Below are 18,999 nucleotides of genomic sequence, written 5' to 3' on the forward strand. Positions count from 1 at the left end.
CGGCACTGAAATCGAGAGGAAACCGCAATGCGTGTGATATTTGGTCTGGTACTGGTCGTCGGCCTCGGCCTTGCCGGCTTTGCCGTCTACATGGCCCAGAACTATATCCAGGGCTATCAATCCGCCCTGGCACAGGAACGCGCCACGCGCCGCCCCGAGATAGAAACCGTCGATGTTTTCGTGATGAAACGCGCGATCAAGTACGGCGAAGAGCTGCTCGCGGAAGACGTCCAGATGGTGAAATACCCCAAGGGCGCCCTGCCCGAAGGCATCTTCACCACGAAAGAGTCGCTGTTCCCCGAAAACGATGATCGCAAACGCGTTGTCCTGCGCACCATGGAGCCTCTGGAAGCCATCCTTGCGGTAAAAGTCACCAAACCCGGCGAAGAAGCAGGCCTGACCTCGCGCCTTGAAAAGGGCATGCGCGCCTTTGCCATCAAGGTGGATGTCACCTCTGGCGTTGCCGGCTTCCTGCGCCCCGGAGATCGCGTCGATGTCTACTGGACAGGTCGCGTAAAAGGCTCCGGCGCGGAACTTGGCAACGATGAATTCACCAAGCTGATCCAGGCCAATATCGACCTGATCGCCATCGACCAGACCGCGAACCAAGATCTCGAATCCGGCAATGTCGCCCGCACCGTGACCGTCGCTGTCAAACCGCATCAGGTGGCGGCCCTGGCACAGGCCCAATCGACCGGCGATCTCTCCCTGTCGCTTGTCGGCGCGAAGGACGACACCGTCGCCTCGGCCATCGAAGTGAACCAGCGTGTGCTGCTTGGCATCGAGGAAAAGGTCGAGGTCGCACAGGATATCGAGGAAGAAGAAGAGGAATGCACCATCCGCACCCGTCGCGGCGCCGAGGTGGTCTATATCCCGATCCCTTGCACAAACTGACGCAAAATCAGCACCTTACCAAGGGCCGCCTCGTGCGGCCCTTCTTGCATGCCCTTGCGTTGTTGCAACGACCCCACATCATGTTTCCGCCCGAAACCATTGATTCTTGCAAAAAATCCGGTTTTGGCGCACAGTACCCCAAAGAGCGGGCAAAAGATCCGCAGTTGAGGCGTGATCAAAAAGGCAGGTCACATGAAAATTCGTAGTATTCTTGGCGCGGCCCTTCTGGGTCTGACCGTCAGTGCAGGTGTAACCCTGCCCTCCTTGGCTAAGGCCGAGGCTCTTCGTGTTGTTCGCAACGGAACGGAATCGGTGCTCGGGGTTCCCATGAACCGCGCCGTGGTTGTCGAAAGTGATGTCCCCTTCGCGGAACTCTCGATCGCCAACCCCACCATCGCCGATATCTCCTCGCTCTCGGATCGCACGATCTATGTGCTGGGCAAGGCACCGGGGTCGACAACGCTGACCCTTCTGGATGGCAGCGGCCGGCTGATCACCAACGTCGAAGTGCGGGTCTCTCCCGACATCACGGAATTCAAGGAACGCCTGCGCCAGATCCTGCCCAATGAAAAGATCGAAGTGCGCACCGCCAATGACGGCATCGTCCTTTCCGGCACGGTCAGCAGCGCCCAACGCCTTCAACGCGCCCTTGACCTCGCACAACGCTATGCCCCGGAACGCGTATCCAACCTGATGAGCGTCGGCGGCGTACAGCAGGTCATGCTCAAGGTCCGCTTCGCCGAAATGCAGCGTTCTGTTGCCAAATCGCTGAGTTCCTCGGTCTCGATCAGCAGCGGTGACGTGCAGGCAGGCACTGGCACGTGGTTGCTTCAGGGCACAGATTCCACCAACTCGAACTCCGGCATCCTGGTTGACAACGACACCATCGGCGCTGCGGCCATCAACGTTGGCCTTGGATCGGTTCAAGTTGGCCTTCTTTTGGAAGCCCTCGAACGCAAAGGCGTCGTCCGTACCCTCGCAGAACCCAACCTCACCGCCCTTTCGGGACAGGAAGCCAAGTTCCTCGCGGGTGGCGAATACCCGGTGCCCGTGGCCCAGGACAGCGGCAACATCACCGTCGAATTCAAACCCTTCGGTGTGGAGCTGAACTTCATTCCCCGCGTTGTCGATGGTGACCTGATCAACCTCGAACTGAATGCCGCGGTATCTTCGATCGATACGACCAACAGCCTGACAATCAACAATAATTTCACGATTGATGCCTTCCGCCGTCGTGAAACCTCAAGCACCGTGGAACTGCGCGATGGCCAGAGCTTCGCCATCGCGGGCCTCTTGCAGGACGACTTCACCGACAACAACGCACAGGTTCCGTGGCTGGGTGACATTCCAGTCCTTGGCGCCCTCTTCCGCAGCGCCGATTACCAACGTTCGCAATCGGAACTGGTCATCGTGATCACAGCGCACCTTGTCACCCCGACCAGCGGCGAGGCCCTTGTCCTCCCGACCGACCGGGTGAAACCGCCAAGCGAGCGTGATCTCTTCCTCTTTGGCAAAATCGCCAAGGACAAACGCCCCCCGAAGGGCGCTGCAGGTGAAGTTGCCAAACAGGACTTCTCCGGCTCCTACGGCTACGTGATGGATTAAGGAACGGCTGACATGAAACACGTATTTGCCACCGTTTCGCTCATCGCACTGACTGCATGTAGCTGGGAAAACTATCCCGAGGCCGGGCGCGAGCTGGATGCCGGCAACTTCGGCTATGCCACCGCCAACAATACCGGCATTCACTCGGGCGAGATCCAGTACACCATCAACCTCGCCAACCGCTTTGCTGACGAGGTCACTCCGACAGTCACCTTCGCATTCGACAGCGCCCAGCTTGATGGCGATGCCCGTGCCATCCTGCGCCAGCAGGCCGGCTGGATCCGCCAGTTCCCCGAAGTGCGCTTCCGCGTTTATGGCCACACCGACGCCGTCGGCTCCAATGCCTATAACAAACGTCTTGGCATGCGCCGCGCCCGCGCGGTGGTCTCCTACCTTGCCTCGCAGGGAATTGGCCGCGATCGCCTCGAAGCGGTTGTTTCCCATGGGGAAACACAACCTCTGATCGTGACCCAGGGCCGCGAGCGCCGCAACCGCCGCACCGTGACCGAAGTGTCGGGCTTTGTTCAAAGCCATCCCAGCGTGCTTGACGGCAAATATGCCCAAATCATCTACCGTGATTACATCACCAGCGCGCAGTCTCAGACTGTTCTGACCGGCGTCGAAAACGCCAAGGAAGCAGAATAAGTCCCTTCGGGCCAAAAAGCTGATCGTTGCGAGATACCGCACAATTTTAGCTTTTTGGCCCAAATCTTGCCCAACTTCACAGCGACATTCATCCCAAAGGCACAAGTGCGTCCGGCCCGAGTCGGCGCATCTCCTTCGGGGTCTTCTTGCCGTGGCGTGTTCTTGCCACGCGACAGCGGCCCAGAACGGAGGAAATAACAGAGGCTGAGGCTGAAATGACGAGTGAACAGACGACGCAAATGGACCCGAACGCGATCCTGGCATGCACCGTATGCCGGGATGTGCAGAATTTCGAACTTCTGATCGTCGACATGGAAGAAGCCCTCGGCGAGCAGTGGGGAGATCTCGGCTTCGTCGATGCCCTGCAGTTCTTCAGCCAGCCCGACGCCGCCACGCTTGAGTTCATTGCCCTGGCCATCGACGATCTGGACGAGGCAAACCTGCCGCAATTGATGGAAGTGATCTCCTCCGCCAAAAAGAACGGCATTCGCGTGATCCTGATCGCCGAAGACGTCACTCCGGCATCCCTGCACAAGCTGCTGCGCCACGGGGCAGACGAGTTCATCCCCTACCCGCCCCCGTCCGGCGAATTGCAGGAAGCCATCGAGCGCATCCGCAACCCCGAACCGGCACCCGCGGCCCCGGCATCAATTCAGACGGAATCGCAGGGCGTCGCCCTGAACAACACCGGCTATTCCAAGGAAGGCGTGCTAATCGCTGTGCACGGTCTTGCCGGTGGCACCGGCGCCACCACCCTTGCCGTCAACCTCGGCTGGGAACTGGCGACTGTTTCCAAACAGGAGTCCCCAAGCGTCTGCCTGATCGACTTTGACTTCCAGTTCGGATCGATGTCGACCTACCTTGACCTACCCCGTCGCGAGGCGGTGTTCGAACAGATCACCGACACCGAAAGCATGGACAGCGAAAGCTTTGCCCAGGCGCTGCAATCCTACGAGGACAAGCTCAGCGTCCTGACCGCTCCGCCCGACATCATCCCGCTGGACCTTGTCACCAGCGAAGACATCGAGCGCATTCTCGAAACGGCGCGCCGTCACTATGACTATGTGATCGTCGACATGCCCAAGACCCTCGTGCAGTGGTCCGAAGCGGTGCTGAACGCCGCCCACGTCTACTTTGCCACGATGGAAATCGACATGCGCTCGGCCCAGAACGCGATGCGCCTCAAGCGCGCGCTGCAAGCCGAGGAACTGCCGCACGAGAAACTGCGCTACGTCCTGAACCGCGCACCGAAATTCACCGACCTTGCAGGCAAGTCGCGCGTGAAGCGTCTCGCCGACAGCCTGTCAATCTCGATCGACATCCAACTGCCGGACGGCGGACGTCAGGTGATGCAGGGCGGCGACCACGGTCAGCCGCTGGGCATTTCGGCACCCAAAAATCCGCTGCGCAAGGAAATCGCGAAACTTGCAGGCAACCTGCACGACCTGGATCAATCCGATCCCAAGGCCGCTTGAGAATAGGGGGACAAGATGTTTTCACGTTACAAAAAAGAAGCCGCGACCCCTGCCGCCAAGGCAGCCCCTGCCGCTGCCGCCGCAGCCGCCGCTGCTGCCCCCGCACCGGAAGAGGCGGCCCCCAAGGTCGTCATGCGCAAACCGGCGCCGCGTGCCTCGGCCATGGCAGCCCCTGCTGACAAGGAACGCAAGCGCAAGGAACGTCTTGGCGAGATCAAGCTTGAGCTTCACAAGGAACTCCTGAACAACCTGAATCTCTCGGCTCTGGAAAGCGCCTCGGAACAGGATTTGCGCCACGAGATCAACGCGATCGCCAGCGAAGTTCTTCAGGAACGTGCCATCGTCCTGAACCGCGAAGAACGGGTCACCCTGAACCAGGAACTCTTTGATGAGGTCACCGGTCTTGGCCCGCTTGAACCGCTGCTCAAGGACGAGACGATCTCGGATATCCTGATCAACGGACCGCATCAGATCTTCGTCGAACGCAACGGCAAGCTGCAACTCAGCGATACAAACTTCAAAGATGAGAAGCACCTCCTTCGCATCATTGACAAAATCGTCTCCGCAGTTGGCCGCCGCGTCGATGAATCCAATCCTTACGTCGACGCCCGTCTCCAGGATGGCTCACGTTTCAACGCCATGGTGCCGCCGATTGCGGTGGATGGAAGCCTTGTTTCCATCCGGAAGTTCAAAAAAGACAAGCTTGGCATCGACGACCTTGTGAATTTCGGGGCATTCTCGGAAGAAATGGCTGCATATCTGCAAGCCGCTGTCTCCACTCGACTGAACGTTATCGTTTCTGGCGGGACCGGTTCGGGTAAGACAACGACGCTCAATGCGCTCTCGTCTTTCATCGACAACAGCGAGCGTATCCTCACCATCGAGGACACCGCCGAACTTCAACTGCAACAGATCCACGTCGGCCGCATGGAAAGCCGCCCGCCCAACGTCGAGGGCAAGGGTGAAGTCTCTCCGCGCGACTGTCTGAAAAACGCCCTGCGGATGCGCCCTGACCGCATCATCGTGGGCGAGACCCGCGGCGAAGAAGTGATCGACATGTTGCAGGCCATGAACACCGGCCACGACGGATCGATGACCACCATCCACGCCAACAATCCGCGTGACGGCATCGCCCGTCTCGAGAACATGATCGCGATGGCCGGTATCGAAATGCCGATCAAGGCCGTCCGCTCGCAGATCTCCTCGGCTGTGAACCTCATCGTTCAGGCCTCGCGCCTTCAGGACGGCTCGCGCCGCATGACCTCGATCACCGAGATCACCGGCATGGAAGGCGACGTGATCTCGATGCAGGAAGTCTTCCGCTTTCAGCGCACGGGTCTGGGTCCGGAAAACAAGATCATGGGCCACTTCACCGCCACCGGTGTCCGCAGCCACTTCTCCGAGCGTTTCCGCCTCTGGGGCTATGACCTGCCACCGTCCATCTACGAACCGACAGCGGGGTAACCAGACATGCCATTTTCTCCGGAACTCCTGATCTACGGCATGATCTTCATCGGCGTGGTCGTCCTCGTCGAAGGGGTCTACCTCACTGTTTTTGGCCGTTCGATCAGCCTGAATAGCCGTGTGAACCGCCGCCTCGAAATGCTCGACAAAGGCCAGCGCCGCGACGAGGTTCTCGAACAGCTGCGCAAGGAAATGCAGCAGCACGGCAAAGTTCGCTCGGTCCCGCTTTATTCAATGCTGGCCTCCAAGGCCCAGAAGGCGGCCATCGCCTTCACCCCGAAACAACTCATCATGATGATGGTGGGCCTGTCCGTCGGCTCTTTTGCAGCCCTTTCCGTCGGCACCAGCAGCGGTCTTGTCACCAACATCGTGATCTCTGTCATGATGGGCGTCGGCGGCATCTACACCTGGGTCAGCATGAAGGCCGGTAAACGCATGTCGATGATCGAGGAGCAACTGCCTGACGCCATCGAACTCATGGTGCGCTCGCTGCGCGTAGGCCACCCGTTCTCCTCGGCAATCCAGATCGTGTCCCGCGAGGTCGAAGACCCGCTGGCAACCGAATTCGGTGTCATCGCGGATGAAAGCGCCTATGGCCGCGACATCGGCGAAGCCCTCAAGGATATGGCCGAACGTCTCGACATGCAGGACATGCGCTTCCTCGCTGTTGCAGTGACCATCCAGCAGCAATCCGGTGGTAACCTCGCCGAAATCCTCGCGGGCCTGTCCAAGGTGATCCGTGATCGCTTCCGCCTGTTCCGCCGCGTGAAGGCCATCACTGCCGAAGCAAAATGGTCGGGCAAGTTCCTCTCGGGCTTCCCGGTCGCGGCGCTGATCTTCATCAACCTGACCGACCCGCATTATTATGACGAGGTCCGCGACCACTCGTTGTTCATCCCGGCCTGTATCACGGTTGGTGTCTTCCTCGCCCTCAACCTCTTCGTCATGCGCATCCTGACGAACATCAAAGTCTGATCGGAGAGTCCCATGCAATTCCTCACAGACGCACTTGGCCCCTTTGGCCCCCTGATCCTGGTTGGCGGACTTGGCGTCGTCATGGTGCTGGCGACCCTGGCCATGATGCTGAAGGCCAAAGACGATCCCATCGACAAACTCAAGCGCAGCCAGTCAGAGCGTACCGGTTCCAAGAACGGCAAACAGGAACGCCTGCGCCGCGGTTCGAGCACGGAAAAACTTGCCAAGTACAAGGCCTTCCTTGAACCGCAGAACGAAGAAGAACTGTCGAACCTGCGCCTCAAGCTGTTGCAGGCGGGCTATCATTCCCGCGATGCCGTGCGCGCCTTCCACCTCGCCCAGATGGCGCTTGGCATTGGAGGTCTGGTGCTGGGCCTTGCCTATTTCATGGTGGCCCTTGGTGGCGAAGCGGAAAGCACGCAAGACACGCTGATGTATATCCTCGGCCCCGGTGCCGTTGGTTACTTCCTGCCCAAATACTGGGTCACCCGCCGCGTTGAGGCCCGCAAAGAGGAAATCACCTCCGGCTTCCCGGACGCGCTCGACATGATGCTCGTCTGCGTCGAAGCGGGTCAGTCGCTCGACCAGTCGATCATCCGGGTTGCCCGCGAATTGCGTGCCTCCTACCCCTCGCTGGCCGACGAATTCGAAATCGTCTCCTACGAGATGAAGGCCGGTAAAGACAAATCCGCCGTTCTCAACGACATGGGCGAACGCTGTGGCGTTCAGGATGTCTCGTCCTTCGTGACCGTTCTGGTGCAATCCACCAGCTTCGGTACCTCGATCGCCGACGCCCTGCGCGTCTATGCGGGGGAGATGCGGGACAAACGCGTGATGCGCGCCGAGGAAAAGGCAAACAAGTTGCCAACCAAGATGACCCTTGCCACTATGATGCTGACGGTGCCGCCGCTGCTGATCATCCTCGTGGGTCCATCGGTGCACGGCATCACGCAACTTGGACAATAAAAGACCCGCACCCCGATGAAGACATCTGCGCGCTTTGCGCCCCTGGCTCTGGTCCTGTTCCTGGCCGCCTGCAACACGGGCGGCCTTGGTGCATCTTCCAACGGCCCCTTCGCACCCGGCGTAGACTATAACAAACAGGCCGTTGACGGGTTGATCGTCGGCGACCGCCTCATGGAGGCAGGTGAATACGAACTCGCGCTCGAGGCCTATATCCGCGCCGCAGGCGAACACGGGCTGACCCCGGATGTTCTCACATCCATCGGCGCCGCCAACCTTGGCCTGGGCCGCCTCGGACAGGCCGAAAAGCAATTCCGCGACGTTCTCAAGAAGAACCCCGACCGTCCGGATGCCCTTAATAATCTGGGTGTTGTGCTTCTCGAAACCGACAGAACCCCCGAAGCGGTTCAGGTCTTCCGCAAGGCCTACGCGCTCGACAATGGCCAAAGTGACTCAATTCGCGATAATTTGCGCTTAAGCCTCGCAAAAATGGAAAATCCGTCCTATGATGACGAACAACAAGAATTCAAATTGGTGCGTCGGGGCAGAAGCGATTACGTAATCCGGCAGACACCATAAAAGGCAAGAGCAGTAAGAGGACGCAAAAATGCGCCACTTTTTTCTCGTACCCCTGTGTGTGGCAGGTGCGTTCGCCCTTTCGGGCTGTGCAGGCAATAACGATGGCTCCGTTGACCGGACGTTCCAGAATGTAAACGCTCTGGACGAAGCCAACCTTTCCGATGTGATGCTGACCGTGGCCGACCCGAATGAGGCCGTCGCCTACTTCCAGCGCACGCTTTCGGACAATCCCAACCGCATCGACATCCGTCGCGGCCTCGCCATCTCGCTGATCCGCGCGCGGCGCTACACCGAAGGTGTCAGCGCATGGCAAAACGTCGTGAAACACCCAGACGCGACCAACGTGGACGGTGTCGATCTTGCAGATGCCCTGATCCGCGCCGGACAATGGGAAGATGCCGAAAAGCAGCTCGACTCGATCCCGCCGACGCATGAAACCTTCAAACGCTATCGCCTCGAGGCCATGATCGCCGACTCCAACAAAGAGTGGAACAAGGCCGACAGCTACTATGAAACCGCCATTGGCCTCACCACCCGCCCCGCGGGCGTGATGAACAACTGGGGCTATTCCAAGCTGACCCGCGGCGACTATTCCGAGGCCGAGCGCCTGTTCGGTGAAGCCATCCGCCAGGATGCATCCCTGTTCACGGCCAAGAACAACATGGTTCTCGCCCGGGGTGCCCAGCGCAAGTACACCCTGCCCATCTTCCCGATGGACCAGACCGAACGCGCCCAACTCCTGCACACGCTCGCTCTCTCGGCGATCAAGCAGAACGACACCAAGACCGGCAAGGCCCTCCTGCGTGAGGCCATCGACACGCACCCGCAACACTTCGAAGCAGCCGTCCGTTCGCTGCGCGCTCTCGAAGAAAGCTGATCGCGGCCCACATGGAGATGCAGATCCCCTCTTCGGCGGCCCTCTGGTTCATGCCTTTCGTGCTGCCGATCTGCTTCTACGTCGCGTGGTCTGACATGCGCTCAATGCGCATTCCCAACAAGTCGGTTCTGATCCTGCTTGCCGTCTACCTCGTGGTGGGGCTGATCGCCCTGCCCCTGCCGATCTATGGCTGGCAACTGGTGCATGTCATCGTGATCCTTCTGGTGGGCATGGTTCTGAACGCCGGCGGAGCTGTCGGTGCGGGGGATGCAAAATTCGCCGCCGCCGCCGCGCCCTTTGTCTTCCTTGGCGATCTGCACCTTCTGATCGGTCTCTTCACCGCAAACCTGCTGGCAGCCTGGACAACCCACCGCATCGCCAAACACTCCCCGATCCGGCGCCTCGTACCCGATTGGGAAAGCTGGGATCAGGGCTGGGATTTCCCGATGGGCCTCGCCCTTGGCGGCACGCTTGCGCTCTACCTCGGTCTCGGAATTCTCTTCGGCGCCTGACCTCGGCCCGAAAATCGCCACCTTTCCCCGGTTAAATGACTCTCGAATCCGGCGGGCGTCCTGTGTCTTCACGTATCCCCGCAAAACAAAACGCCTTTTTGCGAGGTCATACCGATGAACGTGCAAACCAACGCTGACATGGCCCCTACCTCGAACGTGACGCCGCCCCCGCCGCCGCGCACCCTTGCCGAGATGCAGCTCCCTATCGTCATGATGCGGGACATCCTGCTCAAGACCATGTTCCGCAAGAACGTCGACATGGTGACCGACATCGCCAAGGCAATCTGTCTGCCATCCTCGGTCACGCAGGAACTGGTCGATATGGCACGTGAACAACGCCTGCTCGAAGCCACCGGCACACTCAATGCCAATAGCGGCAACGAGATGGGCTACCAGCTCACCGACGCAGGCAAATCCCGCGCCCTCGATGCCCTGTCGCAATCCGAATACTACGGAGCGATGCCGGTGCCGCTCGATGTCTACCGCGAACAGGTTAAACGCCAGTCGATCCGCAACATCCAGATCACCCGCAACCAACTGACCTCGGCCATGGGCCACCTGATCCTGCCGCCAACCCTGCTCGACCAACTTGGCCCCGCCGTGGGCGCTGGCCGTTCGATCCTGATGTACGGCCCGCCGGGCAACGGTAAGTCCTCGATCTCGAACGGAATTCGCGACGCGATGGGCGACAAGATCTATGTCCCCTATGCCATCGAATATGCCGGTCAGGTGATCACCGTCTATGACCCGATCGTCCACTCCAAGGCCGAGGGCGACGAACAGAACCCCAACTCCCTGCGTCGTGTCGCCCGCTTTGACACCCGCTATGTGAAATGCGACCGCCCCACCGTGATCACCGGCGGCGAACTGTCCCTGTCGATGCTCGATCTGGTCTACAACCCGACCGCCCGCACCTATCAGGCCCCGCTCCAGCTCAAGTCCACCGGCGGCATCTTCATCGTCGACGACCTTGGCCGCCAGGAAGAACCGCCCCAGTCTCTGGTCAACCGCTGGATTGTGCCGCTGGAAGAAAACAAGGACATCCTCGCCCTGCAATCGGGTGAAAAATTCGAAGTGCCTTTCGACACGCTGGTGATCTTTTCGACCAACTTTCACCCCAACGAGATTTTCGACCAGGCCGCCCTGCGCCGGATCTTCTTCAAGATCAAGATCGACGGCCCGAGCCAGGAAAACTTCCTCAAGATCTTTGCGCTTGTGGCCAAGAAAAAGGGCATGCCGCTCGATGAGGCCGCGCTGATCCATCTTCTCAAGAAAAAGTATCCGACGATCAACAACGTCTACGCAAACTACCAGCCGGTCTTCCTGATCGACCAGATGATCTCGATCTGCGAATTCGAGGGCATCCCCTACCAGATGACCCCCGACCTGATAGATCGCGCCTGGGCAAACATGTTCGTCAAGGATGAGCACATCGTGAAGTAACTGAAAAGGCCCGGCACACCACCGGGCCTTTTCCTCAATTGGCAAACAAGGCCTGCATCGCGGCCATCTGCACCCCGCGATCGCCCCCGGAGGCCGCGCTCAGGCTCTGGCCCATCGCAACATCCACACCCGCATCGGCCAATGCCTGCATTCCGTCCGCCAACCCCATGCCGGAAACGGCAATCACCGCCTCGATGGGGGCGTCCTGCATCTTGTCAACGGCCATCTTCATCGGGTTGCCGCCGCCATTGGTCGGCAGGAACGACACCACCAGAAGCAGCGCCGAGAAAACCATGATGCCCTTCGCGAGCGGCCGCTTGAAATAGGTGGTAAAGGCCCGCCAGTTCAACACGAGGTGCGCACCAACACCCACCACCATCGCCCAACCGGCCCATTCATGGATCACCTTGTTCAACATGCTCTCGAGGTGAAAAAACATGAGAACCCCCGTCACCCCCATGATCAGGAAGGTGCCAACCGTCAGAGGGGTCGCCCATTTACGCAAACCAGACATTTTACTCTCCATGCCGCTGTTACGTCCCTAGAACGTCCCGCCGGCCCCATTCCGTCGCGCAAATGAGAAAGAAAATCCTCTTTCGCCCGAGGCCAAATTTCCGGCGTGCAACAGGGGTTTCAGCCGCCTAGACTTCGGCCAAATAGCGGGAGGAAAACATGACACTATCGGGTATCGGCGTTGCGGGGTGTGGGCGCATGGGGGCCCCCATGCTGGCATCCCTTCTCAAGGCAGGTTTCGACGCCTTCGGCTATGACGTCCGGCCCGCCTCTGACTTTGCAGCCCTTTCGCCGCACATGCGTCCGCTAGATGCATTTTCGCAAGACCTGCGCATCCTGATCACCGTCGTACGGGACATTGCGCAAACCGAGGACGTTCTGTTTGGCGCGCAAAACCTCGCAACCGCGCCCAATCTCAAGACAATCATCCTCTCCTCGACCCTCTCACCGCGTTACATCCACGACCTGCGCCCGCGCATTCCGCCCCACATCACCCTGATTGATGCCCCCATGTCCGGCGCCGCCATCGCCGCAGAAGACTCCCGCCTGTCCTTCATGCTCGGCGGTACCGACACCACGCTCGATGCCCACCAGCCGCTGTTCGATGCCATGGGCGCACATTTTCACCGCATGGGCGACTACGGCATGGGGATGCAAGCCAAGGTGCTCAACAACCTCCTTGCCGCCTCCCACACCGCCATGACCCGCCTCGTGCTGAACTGGGCCGACGATGCCGGCCTTGATGAGACCCGCCTCCTGAACCTGATCCACACCTCTTCGGGCCAGAACTGGCTGGCCTCGGGCTTTGACGAAATCGAATTCGCCCGCGATGGCTGGGCCGAAGACAACACGATTGGCATCCTTGTCAAAGACGTCGCCTCGGCCCTCGACGCCGCCCCCGAAGGCGCAGACCTCGCCCTGCCGGAAACCGTGCAATCAGCGATCAGAAAGCTTGCTCCACGCCCCAAACCCGGCGGTGCACCATGATGTGACCGCCATCTCATTGCACTTCCCGCCGTTTTCCGGCATGACACCGCAATGACACCCCAATCCCGTGCCCTGTCCGTTCACCTGTTTACCGCAACCGGCGCCGTTTTCGCCATGCTGGCCATGCTCGCCGCCGTCGACGCCAAGTGGGATCTCATGTTCCTCTGGCTGGTTGTCGCCTTCATCGTGGACGGGTTCGATGGCCCGATGGCGCGTCACTTCCACGTCAAGAAATACGCACCGGAGTTCGACGGGGTATTGCTCGATCTCATCATCGACTACCTGACCTATGTCTTCATTCCTGCCTTTGCCCTGTTCAAATCGGGCCTCATGGGCGGCTGGACCGGATGGGCCTCGATCATCGTGATCACCTTCGCATCCGCCATGTACTTTGCCGACACTCGGATGAAAACAAAGGATAATTCCTTTGCCGGCTTCCCAGGCTGCTGGAACATGGTGGTGCTTGTCATCTTCGCGCTGGAACCCAATTTCTGGATTTCCTTCGTTCTTGTGTCTGCGCTTGCGGTCTCGATGTTCCTGCCGCTCAAGTTCATCCACCCTGTCCGCACGGAACGCTGGCGCTTCCTGTCACTGCCGATGGCCCTGGCGTGGACATTCTTTGCCGGCTGGGCCGCCTGGGTCGATTTCCACCCCGAAAGCTGGGCACATTGGGGCCTCGTGGTGACCTCGGTCTACCTCCTGTTCGCAGGCGTCGCGCAACAACTCCTGCCCAAGCGCGGCTAGAGCAGGAACCCGCCCGCCCCCTCGAGGCGCAAAAGCGCCACCTTGGTCTCGACCCCACCAGCGCCAGAAAACCCGGTCAGCCCCTTCGCCCCCATCACGCGGTGACAGGGAATGATGATCGGGATCGGGTTGCCGCCGCAGGCCTGCCCCACCGCCTGCGCAGGCACGCCCACGTCCTTGGCGATCTCGCCATAGGTGCGGGTATAGCCAAAGGGAATGGCCAGCATCGCATCACAGACCGCTCTCTGGAACGCGCTCCCCTCAACATGCAAAGGCAGGTCGAACACCTCGCGCTGACCGGCGAAATACTCCGCCAACTGCACCTCGGCCTCCCGTAGCAAAGGGGTCTCATCTGCGCCCCCCTCTCCCCAGTTCAGACGCACAATAGCGCCGTCCTCTTCGACAATCCGCAAACGCCCGACGGGGCTATCAACTGTTCTCTCTGCCATGCCGCAACCCTGCGCCAGCCGCACAGTACAGGCAAGCCGTCACACACCGTTTGCGCAAGAACCGGGCCAAGAGCATTGATTCATCGCCACACCCCGCGCAGACTGCCGCCCAAGGGAGATTTCATCATGCTCAGAGTTGCCGCCAGCCTGTCCGCCCTCGCTCTTGTCGCCGCCTGTGCCACACCAGACGCGACAACCGTCGACGGCGCCGTCATCCACCCTCACGCCGATGTCGATACCCTGCCCGCCTCCTATCTTGACGGCAGTTCCGGTTTCACCGGTGTGATTGTCTATGGTGACAAGGGCTACACGGGCCTCGTCGGCGACATCTACTACCCCAGCATCAAGGTCGATGATCAGCCCGTCGGCAAATGCGAAAAACGTCGGGCCATGGTCATCCCGCTGCCACCCGGCGCCCATGTCGTATCGGCGCATTCCGAGAACAACGTTGTTCACAATGTCACCCTCGAAGAAGGCCAGATCGCCTATTTCCGCTGCAACTTCCTTCGGATTGGCGGCATCCTCTTCCCGCCTGCGGTGCTTGCACCCGCCGCCGCCGAAACAGCACATGACGTCGTGAACGGCGGCTAAACCCGCGGGGGGACCTCACGAAGTCGTTACCGCCCTAAGTGATCGGCCCCGCCCCCTCACCCGTAAACCGGGCATTCCAAATGTCCAAAAGTTCACGGGGAGGAACTCACATGGCAAGCATAACCGGCACCGTTATCGCCCTCAGCGATGCAAGCGGCTACGACTCCAATGGCAATGACTTCGACATCCTGCGCGATCTGCTGATCACCGCAGACAGTATCTCGGACCCGCTCTTTCTGAATATCGGCCTTGTCGCCGCGCTCGACACGGTTCCCAACCTCACGGTCTTCGCCCCCGAAGACAATGCCTTCACCGGTCTTGCCACCACCATCGCCTCTGTGACCGGCAACGCGGCGCCCCTGAACGAAGGCGCGACCGTCGGCTTTCTCGCCGATGTGCTGACCCTTCTCGGCAAAGGGGACGCCTCTGGCATCCTGACCGACATCCTCACCTACCACGTCGCCCCCGGCGTCTTTACCCTGAATGACGTGATCGGCCTTGGCGACAATGCCGCCATTGCCACCCTGCTTGGTGAAAACCTCACGACCGACTTTGACACCACCCCGGCAAGCCTGATCGACCTCGACAACGGCCTTACCAATCCCGGCATCATCAGCACCGACAACCTGGCCGACAATGGTATCATCCACATCATCGACGGCGTGCTCCTGCCCGCCGCGGTGTCGTCGATCCTCACCGCCCCGCACACCGATTTTGAAATCGGCACCGGCAGCAGCGAACACTTCTTCACGGGACGCGGCAATGACTTTGTCGATGGCAACGGCGGTCGCGATTTCATCCGAGCCGGTTCGGGGGATGATGTCGCCATCGGTGGCGCAGGACGCGATGTCCTGAGCGGTCAGCGCGGCAATGATGTCCTGATCGGCGAAGAGGGACGCGACAGGATCTTCGGCGGCCGTGGCGAAGACACCATCGACGGCGGCACCGGCAACGACATCCTCGTCGGCGGCTACGGTGACGACACATTCCGCTTCAAGGCAGGTGACGGAAACGACTACATCCTCGATTTCCGCCCCGGCCACGACGTGATTGACCTGTCGGGCTATGACGGCATCGACAGCTTTGACGACATCGCCCACGACATCCACAAGGGCTTCTTCCGCACCACCATCGATCTCGACGGCAGCGACTCGATCACCCTCGTCGGCTTCTGGGCACGCGGCGTCGACGCCGACGACTTCCTGTTCTGATCGCCGACCCTAAAACGAAAAACGCGGCCTCGGGGGGCCGCGTTTCCTGTTTCTGGCTTAGCCAAGCGCCTCGTCACAGCGCCCGCAGACACCTGCGTGGCTGTGGCGCCCGACATCGGGCAGGATCTTCCAGCACCGCTGGCACTTCTCGCCCTCGGCTTTCTCGAACACCACGCCCACACCTTCGACTTCCGGCAGGCGGAAGGCTTCGGCAGGCATCGGGTCGTTCGACAGGATCACATCCGACACGATGCAGATATCGGCAAAGTTCACGCTCTTCAGCGCCTCGATCACCTCTGCATCGCGCACATGCACCACCGGAGCCGCCTCAAGCGACGCCCCGATCACCTTGTCGGTCCGCTGGATCTCGAGCGCCGCAGTCACGACACGGCGCACGTCGCGCACCTGCGCCCACTTCGCCGCCAGCGGCTCGTTCAGCCAATCCGCCGGGGTATCGGGAATATCCACCAGATGCACCGACGATCCCTCACCCGGGAACCGCTCGAGCCAGACCTCTTCCATGGTAAAGGTCAGCACCGGCGCCAGCCAGGTGGTCAGGCGGTGGTACAGGATGTCCAGAACGGTGCGGGTCGCCTTGCGACGGGCAGTGTCGCCATCACAATAGAGCGCATCCTTACGGATATCGAAGTAGAAGGCCGACAGCTCCACGGTGGCAAAGTTGAACACCGCCGAGAACACGCCCTGGAAGTCATAAGCCGCGTAACCGGTGCGCACCTTGTGATCCAGCTCCGCAAGGCGATGCAGAACCCAACGCTCCAGTTCCGGCATCTCCGAAACCTCAACGCGATCCGCTTCCGAGAATTCGGACAGCGAGCCAAGAATAAAGCGCATGGTGTTGCGCAGGCGGCGATAGCTGTCCGCCACACCCTTGAGGATTTCCGGCCCGATCCGCAGGTCAACGGTATAGTCAGACTGGGCCACCCAGAGGCGCAGGATATCCGCACCATACTGTTTGACCACCTGTTCAGGCGCGATGGTGTTGCCAACCGATTTGGACATCTTCATGCCCTTCTCGTCCAGCGTGAACCCGTGCGTTAGAACCCCGCGATAGGGCGCATGGCCAAGGGTGCCACAGGCCTGCAACATCGACGAATGGAACCAGCCACGGTGCTGGTCGGTGCCTTCAAGATAGAGATCCGCCAGGCCGTCATCCGACCCGTCTTCACGATCCCGCAGCACGAAAGCATGGGTCGAACCAGAGTCGAACCACACGTCCAGCACGTCAAAGACCTGCTCGTATTCGTCCGGATTGTGGTCATTGCCAAGGAAACGCTCCTTCGCGCCCTCCTGATACCAGGCATCCGCCCCTTCGGCCTCGAATGCCTCGAGAACACGTGCATTCACCGCCGCGTCACGCAGAAGGAAATCCGCATCCGTCGGCAGCGCGCCCTTCTTGGTGAAACAGGTCAGCGGCACACCCCAGGCCCGTTGACGCGACAGCACCCAGTCAGGACGCGCCTCGATCATCGAATACAGGCGGTTGCGGCCAGTCTTCGGCGTCCACTCGACCAACTGGTCGATTGAGGTCAGCGCCCGCTCACGGATGGTCTTGCCATACTGGTCCTTGCCGTCGTTCACCTCGCGGTCGACGCTGGCAAACCACTGCGGCGTGTTGCGGAACACGATGGGTGCCTTCGAACGCCACGAGTGCGGATAAGAGTGCGAGACACGCCCACGCGCAATGATACCGCCCGCCTCGACCAGCTTGGCGATCACCGCGTTGTTGGCTTTGCCTTCCTTGCCCTTGCGATCAAAGACCTGAAGCCCCGCAAAGAACGGCACATGCGGCAGGAATTCCGATTCCTCACCCACATTGTGCGTCATGCGGTCGATCCAGTTGCGCGCAACAAAGGCCTCATAGTCGTCGGCACCATGGCTGGGCGCGGTATGCACGAACCCCGTCCCCGCATCGTCGGTCACGTGGTCGCCATCGATCATCGGAACCTCGTAGTCCCAGAAGCCATCGGCGCCCTCAAGACCATTGAACGGGTGCTTACAGATCAGATCCGCCATTTCGTCCGCAGCCACATCGCGCACACGCGCAAATTCGGTCACACGGGATTTGCCCAGCGCATCTTCGGCCAGCGCGTCCGCGAGGATGTAAAGCTGCCCCGCCGCGGTCCAGCTTTCTTCCTCGGTCGCCTCAACACGGTAGAGGCCATAGGCAATCTTGTTGTTGTAGGCGACCGCCTTGTTCGACGGAATGGTCCAGGGGGTCGTGGTCCAGATCACGACACGCGCCTCGGCCAGATCCCCTTCGGCATTGGCAAACGAGAACGGCACCCAGATCGTGTGCGACTTGTGATCGTGATACTCGATCTCCGCCTCGGCCAGCGCGGTCTTTTCAACCGGCGACCACATCACCGGCTTCGAGCCCTGGTACAGCGTGCCGTTCATCAGGAACTGCATGAATTCTTCCGCGATGATCCGCTCGGCGCGGAAATCCATTGTCAGATAGGGCTTCGACCACTTGCCGGTGATGCCCAGACGTTTGAACTCCTCGCGCTGCACGTCGATCCAGCCATCCGCGAACTTGCGGCATTCCTGGCGAAAATCGACAACCGGCACGTCGTCCTTGTTCCTGCCCTTCTTGCGGTACTGTTCCTCGATCTTCCATTCGATCGGCAGACCGTGACAGTCCCAGCCGGGGATGTAACGGGCGTCCTTGCCCATCATCTGCTGGCTGCGCACCACCATATCCTTGAGGATCTTGTTCAGCGCGTGACCGATGTGCAGGTGCCCGTTGGCATAGGGCGGGCCATCGTGCAGGGTAAAGCTCTCGCGCGGGGTGCCCGCCGCCTTGGCGTCCTCCGCCTTCTGGCGCAGCATGTCATAGATGCCGATCTCCGCCCAGCGCTTGAGCCATTCCGGCTCGCGTTTGGGAAGACCTGCGCGCATCGGGAAATCGGTCTTCGGCAGGTTCAGCGTGTCTTTATATTCAGGTGTCTCGGCGCACATCTTTGGCGTCCTTGCAATGGTCGTATCTTGTCAGGGATGAGGGGCGGCGCGGTATCCCATACGCCTTGTCCCGGCGGCTCGTCTGGATCAGAG

Annotated in this window: 18 protein-coding genes; 15 read left to right on the forward strand and 3 right to left on the reverse strand. The window is 60.3% G+C overall.

Going from position 1 to position 18,999, the window contains the following annotated elements:
• Positions 1 to 27: 27 nt before the first annotated feature.
• The 11 genes from cpaB to ABWV42_RS07850 all read left to right on the forward strand — a co-directional run bounded on the left by cpaB (position 28) and on the right by ABWV42_RS07850 (position 11,432).
• The gene (gene cpaB / locus ABWV42_RS07800) at positions 28 to 894 is read left to right on the forward strand and encodes a Flp pilus assembly protein CpaB (RefSeq protein WP_353339637.1); all 867 of its coding nucleotides are present in this window, start codon (positions 28 to 30) and stop codon (positions 892 to 894) included.
• A 192-nt stretch (positions 895 to 1,086) separates the two neighbouring features.
• Positions 1,087 to 2,499, forward strand: coding sequence for a type II and III secretion system protein family protein (locus tag ABWV42_RS07805; protein WP_353339638.1), 1,413 nt, complete (start codon positions 1,087 to 1,089; stop codon positions 2,497 to 2,499).
• A gap of 12 nt (positions 2,500 to 2,511) precedes the next feature.
• Entirely contained in the window at positions 2,512 to 3,144 is a 633-nt protein-coding gene (locus tag ABWV42_RS07810) for an OmpA family protein (protein WP_353339639.1), read from the forward strand.
• A 215-nt stretch (positions 3,145 to 3,359) separates the two neighbouring features.
• On the forward strand, positions 3,360 to 4,619 hold the full coding sequence (locus ABWV42_RS07815; protein ID WP_255109356.1) for a CpaE/TadZ family protein: 1,260 nt from the start codon (positions 3,360 to 3,362) through the stop codon (positions 4,617 to 4,619).
• 15 nt (positions 4,620 to 4,634) lie between these two features.
• The gene (locus tag ABWV42_RS07820; protein WP_255109357.1) at positions 4,635 to 6,083 is read left to right on the forward strand and encodes a TadA family conjugal transfer-associated ATPase; all 1,449 of its coding nucleotides are present in this window, start codon (positions 4,635 to 4,637) and stop codon (positions 6,081 to 6,083) included.
• Positions 6,084 to 6,089: 6 nt separating this feature from the next.
• Positions 6,090 to 7,058 carry a type II secretion system F family protein gene (locus ABWV42_RS07825; RefSeq protein ID WP_353339640.1) on the forward strand — a complete coding sequence of 323 codons (969 nt, stop codon included), beginning with the start codon at positions 6,090 to 6,092 and terminating at the stop codon, positions 7,056 to 7,058.
• A 12-nt stretch (positions 7,059 to 7,070) separates the two neighbouring features.
• Entirely contained in the window at positions 7,071 to 8,024 is a 954-nt protein-coding gene (locus ABWV42_RS07830; protein ID WP_255109360.1) for a type II secretion system F family protein, read from the forward strand.
• A 15-nt stretch (positions 8,025 to 8,039) separates the two neighbouring features.
• The gene (locus ABWV42_RS07835) at positions 8,040 to 8,600 is read left to right on the forward strand and encodes a tetratricopeptide repeat protein (protein ID WP_353339641.1); all 561 of its coding nucleotides are present in this window, start codon (positions 8,040 to 8,042) and stop codon (positions 8,598 to 8,600) included.
• 28 nt (positions 8,601 to 8,628) lie between these two features.
• Entirely contained in the window at positions 8,629 to 9,477 is an 849-nt protein-coding gene (locus ABWV42_RS07840; protein WP_255109362.1) for a tetratricopeptide repeat protein, read from the forward strand.
• Positions 9,478 to 9,488: 11 nt separating this feature from the next.
• A complete protein-coding gene (locus ABWV42_RS07845; protein WP_353339642.1) occupies positions 9,489 to 9,989 on the forward strand; it encodes a prepilin peptidase in 501 nt (166 codons plus the stop codon).
• 114 nt (positions 9,990 to 10,103) lie between these two features.
• Entirely contained in the window at positions 10,104 to 11,432 is a 1,329-nt protein-coding gene (locus tag ABWV42_RS07850; protein WP_353339643.1) for a DUF8689 domain-containing protein, read from the forward strand.
• Between the two features lie 34 nt (positions 11,433 to 11,466).
• On the opposite strand, the gene ABWV42_RS07855 is transcribed toward ABWV42_RS07850, so the two are convergent.
• On the reverse strand, positions 11,467 to 11,946 hold the full coding sequence (locus ABWV42_RS07855) for a DUF4405 domain-containing protein (protein WP_255109366.1): 480 nt from the start codon (positions 11,944 to 11,946) through the stop codon (positions 11,467 to 11,469).
• A 158-nt stretch (positions 11,947 to 12,104) separates the two neighbouring features.
• Here ABWV42_RS07855 and ABWV42_RS07860 point away from each other — a divergent pair, with 158 nt between their 5' ends.
• Entirely contained in the window at positions 12,105 to 12,932 is an 828-nt protein-coding gene (locus tag ABWV42_RS07860; RefSeq protein ID WP_353339644.1) for an NAD(P)-dependent oxidoreductase, read from the forward strand.
• Between the two features lie 51 nt (positions 12,933 to 12,983).
• The gene (locus ABWV42_RS07865) at positions 12,984 to 13,676 is read left to right on the forward strand and encodes a CDP-alcohol phosphatidyltransferase family protein (RefSeq protein WP_255109370.1); all 693 of its coding nucleotides are present in this window, start codon (positions 12,984 to 12,986) and stop codon (positions 13,674 to 13,676) included.
• Here the strand turns inward: ABWV42_RS07865 and ABWV42_RS07870 are convergent.
• Complete coding sequence (locus ABWV42_RS07870; RefSeq protein ID WP_353339645.1) at positions 13,673 to 14,125, reverse strand: methylated-DNA--[protein]-cysteine S-methyltransferase; 453 nt, start codon at positions 14,123 to 14,125, stop codon at positions 13,673 to 13,675. The two genes, ABWV42_RS07865 and ABWV42_RS07870, sit on opposite strands and share 4 nt — an antisense overlap.
• Before the next feature lie 126 nt (positions 14,126 to 14,251).
• Here ABWV42_RS07870 and ABWV42_RS07875 point away from each other — a divergent pair, with 126 nt between their 5' ends.
• Together ABWV42_RS07875 and ABWV42_RS07880 are read left to right on the forward strand one after the other, a co-directional pair.
• Positions 14,252 to 14,716, forward strand: a complete 465-nt coding sequence (locus tag ABWV42_RS07875; RefSeq protein ID WP_353339646.1) for a hypothetical protein — start codon at positions 14,252 to 14,254, stop codon at positions 14,714 to 14,716.
• Positions 14,717 to 14,826: 110 nt separating this feature from the next.
• Positions 14,827 to 15,927, forward strand: a complete 1,101-nt coding sequence (locus ABWV42_RS07880) for a fasciclin domain-containing protein (protein ID WP_353339647.1) — start codon at positions 14,827 to 14,829, stop codon at positions 15,925 to 15,927.
• 57 nt (positions 15,928 to 15,984) lie between these two features.
• Here ABWV42_RS07880 and ileS read toward each other — a convergent pair whose 3' ends face one another.
• Entirely contained in the window at positions 15,985 to 18,906 is a 2,922-nt protein-coding gene (gene ileS, locus ABWV42_RS07885) for an isoleucine--tRNA ligase (protein ID WP_353339648.1), read from the reverse strand.
• Between the last annotated feature and the right edge of the window lie 93 nt (positions 18,907 to 18,999).

It is taken from the genome of Pelagimonas sp. KU-00592-HH (assembly GCF_040369695.1).
In the GTDB taxonomy this organism is placed as follows: domain Bacteria; phylum Pseudomonadota; class Alphaproteobacteria; order Rhodobacterales; family Rhodobacteraceae; genus Shimia.

Bases quoted from the DNA above. Each gene is read 5' to 3' on its own strand.
- cpaB (WP_353339637.1), top strand. From the start codon at position 28: ATGCGTGTGATATTTGGTCTGGTACTGGTCGTCGGCCTCGGCCTTGCC.
- ABWV42_RS07805 (WP_353339638.1), top strand. From the start codon at position 1,087: ATGAAAATTCGTAGTATTCTTGGCGCGGCCCTTCTGGGTCTGACCGTC.
- ABWV42_RS07810 (WP_353339639.1), top strand. From the start codon at position 2,512: ATGAAACACGTATTTGCCACCGTTTCGCTCATCGCACTGACTGCATGT.
- ABWV42_RS07815 (WP_255109356.1), top strand. From the start codon at position 3,360: ATGACGAGTGAACAGACGACGCAAATGGACCCGAACGCGATCCTGGCA.
- ABWV42_RS07820 (WP_255109357.1), top strand. From the start codon at position 4,635: ATGTTTTCACGTTACAAAAAAGAAGCCGCGACCCCTGCCGCCAAGGCA.
- ABWV42_RS07825 (WP_353339640.1), top strand. From the start codon at position 6,090: ATGCCATTTTCTCCGGAACTCCTGATCTACGGCATGATCTTCATCGGC.
- ABWV42_RS07830 (WP_255109360.1), top strand. From the start codon at position 7,071: ATGCAATTCCTCACAGACGCACTTGGCCCCTTTGGCCCCCTGATCCTG.
- ABWV42_RS07835 (WP_353339641.1), top strand. From the start codon at position 8,040: ATGAAGACATCTGCGCGCTTTGCGCCCCTGGCTCTGGTCCTGTTCCTG.
- ABWV42_RS07840 (WP_255109362.1), top strand. From the start codon at position 8,629: ATGCGCCACTTTTTTCTCGTACCCCTGTGTGTGGCAGGTGCGTTCGCC.
- ABWV42_RS07845 (WP_353339642.1), top strand. From the start codon at position 9,489: ATGGAGATGCAGATCCCCTCTTCGGCGGCCCTCTGGTTCATGCCTTTC.
- ABWV42_RS07850 (WP_353339643.1), top strand. From the start codon at position 10,104: ATGAACGTGCAAACCAACGCTGACATGGCCCCTACCTCGAACGTGACG.
- ABWV42_RS07855 (WP_255109366.1), bottom strand. From the start codon at position 11,946: ATGTCTGGTTTGCGTAAATGGGCGACCCCTCTGACGGTTGGCACCTTC.
- ABWV42_RS07860 (WP_353339644.1), top strand. From the start codon at position 12,105: ATGACACTATCGGGTATCGGCGTTGCGGGGTGTGGGCGCATGGGGGCC.
- ABWV42_RS07865 (WP_255109370.1), top strand. From the start codon at position 12,984: ATGACACCCCAATCCCGTGCCCTGTCCGTTCACCTGTTTACCGCAACC.
- ABWV42_RS07870 (WP_353339645.1), bottom strand. From the start codon at position 14,125: ATGGCAGAGAGAACAGTTGATAGCCCCGTCGGGCGTTTGCGGATTGTC.
- ABWV42_RS07875 (WP_353339646.1), top strand. From the start codon at position 14,252: ATGCTCAGAGTTGCCGCCAGCCTGTCCGCCCTCGCTCTTGTCGCCGCC.
- ABWV42_RS07880 (WP_353339647.1), top strand. From the start codon at position 14,827: ATGGCAAGCATAACCGGCACCGTTATCGCCCTCAGCGATGCAAGCGGC.
- ileS (WP_353339648.1), bottom strand. From the start codon at position 18,906: ATGTGCGCCGAGACACCTGAATATAAAGACACGCTGAACCTGCCGAAG.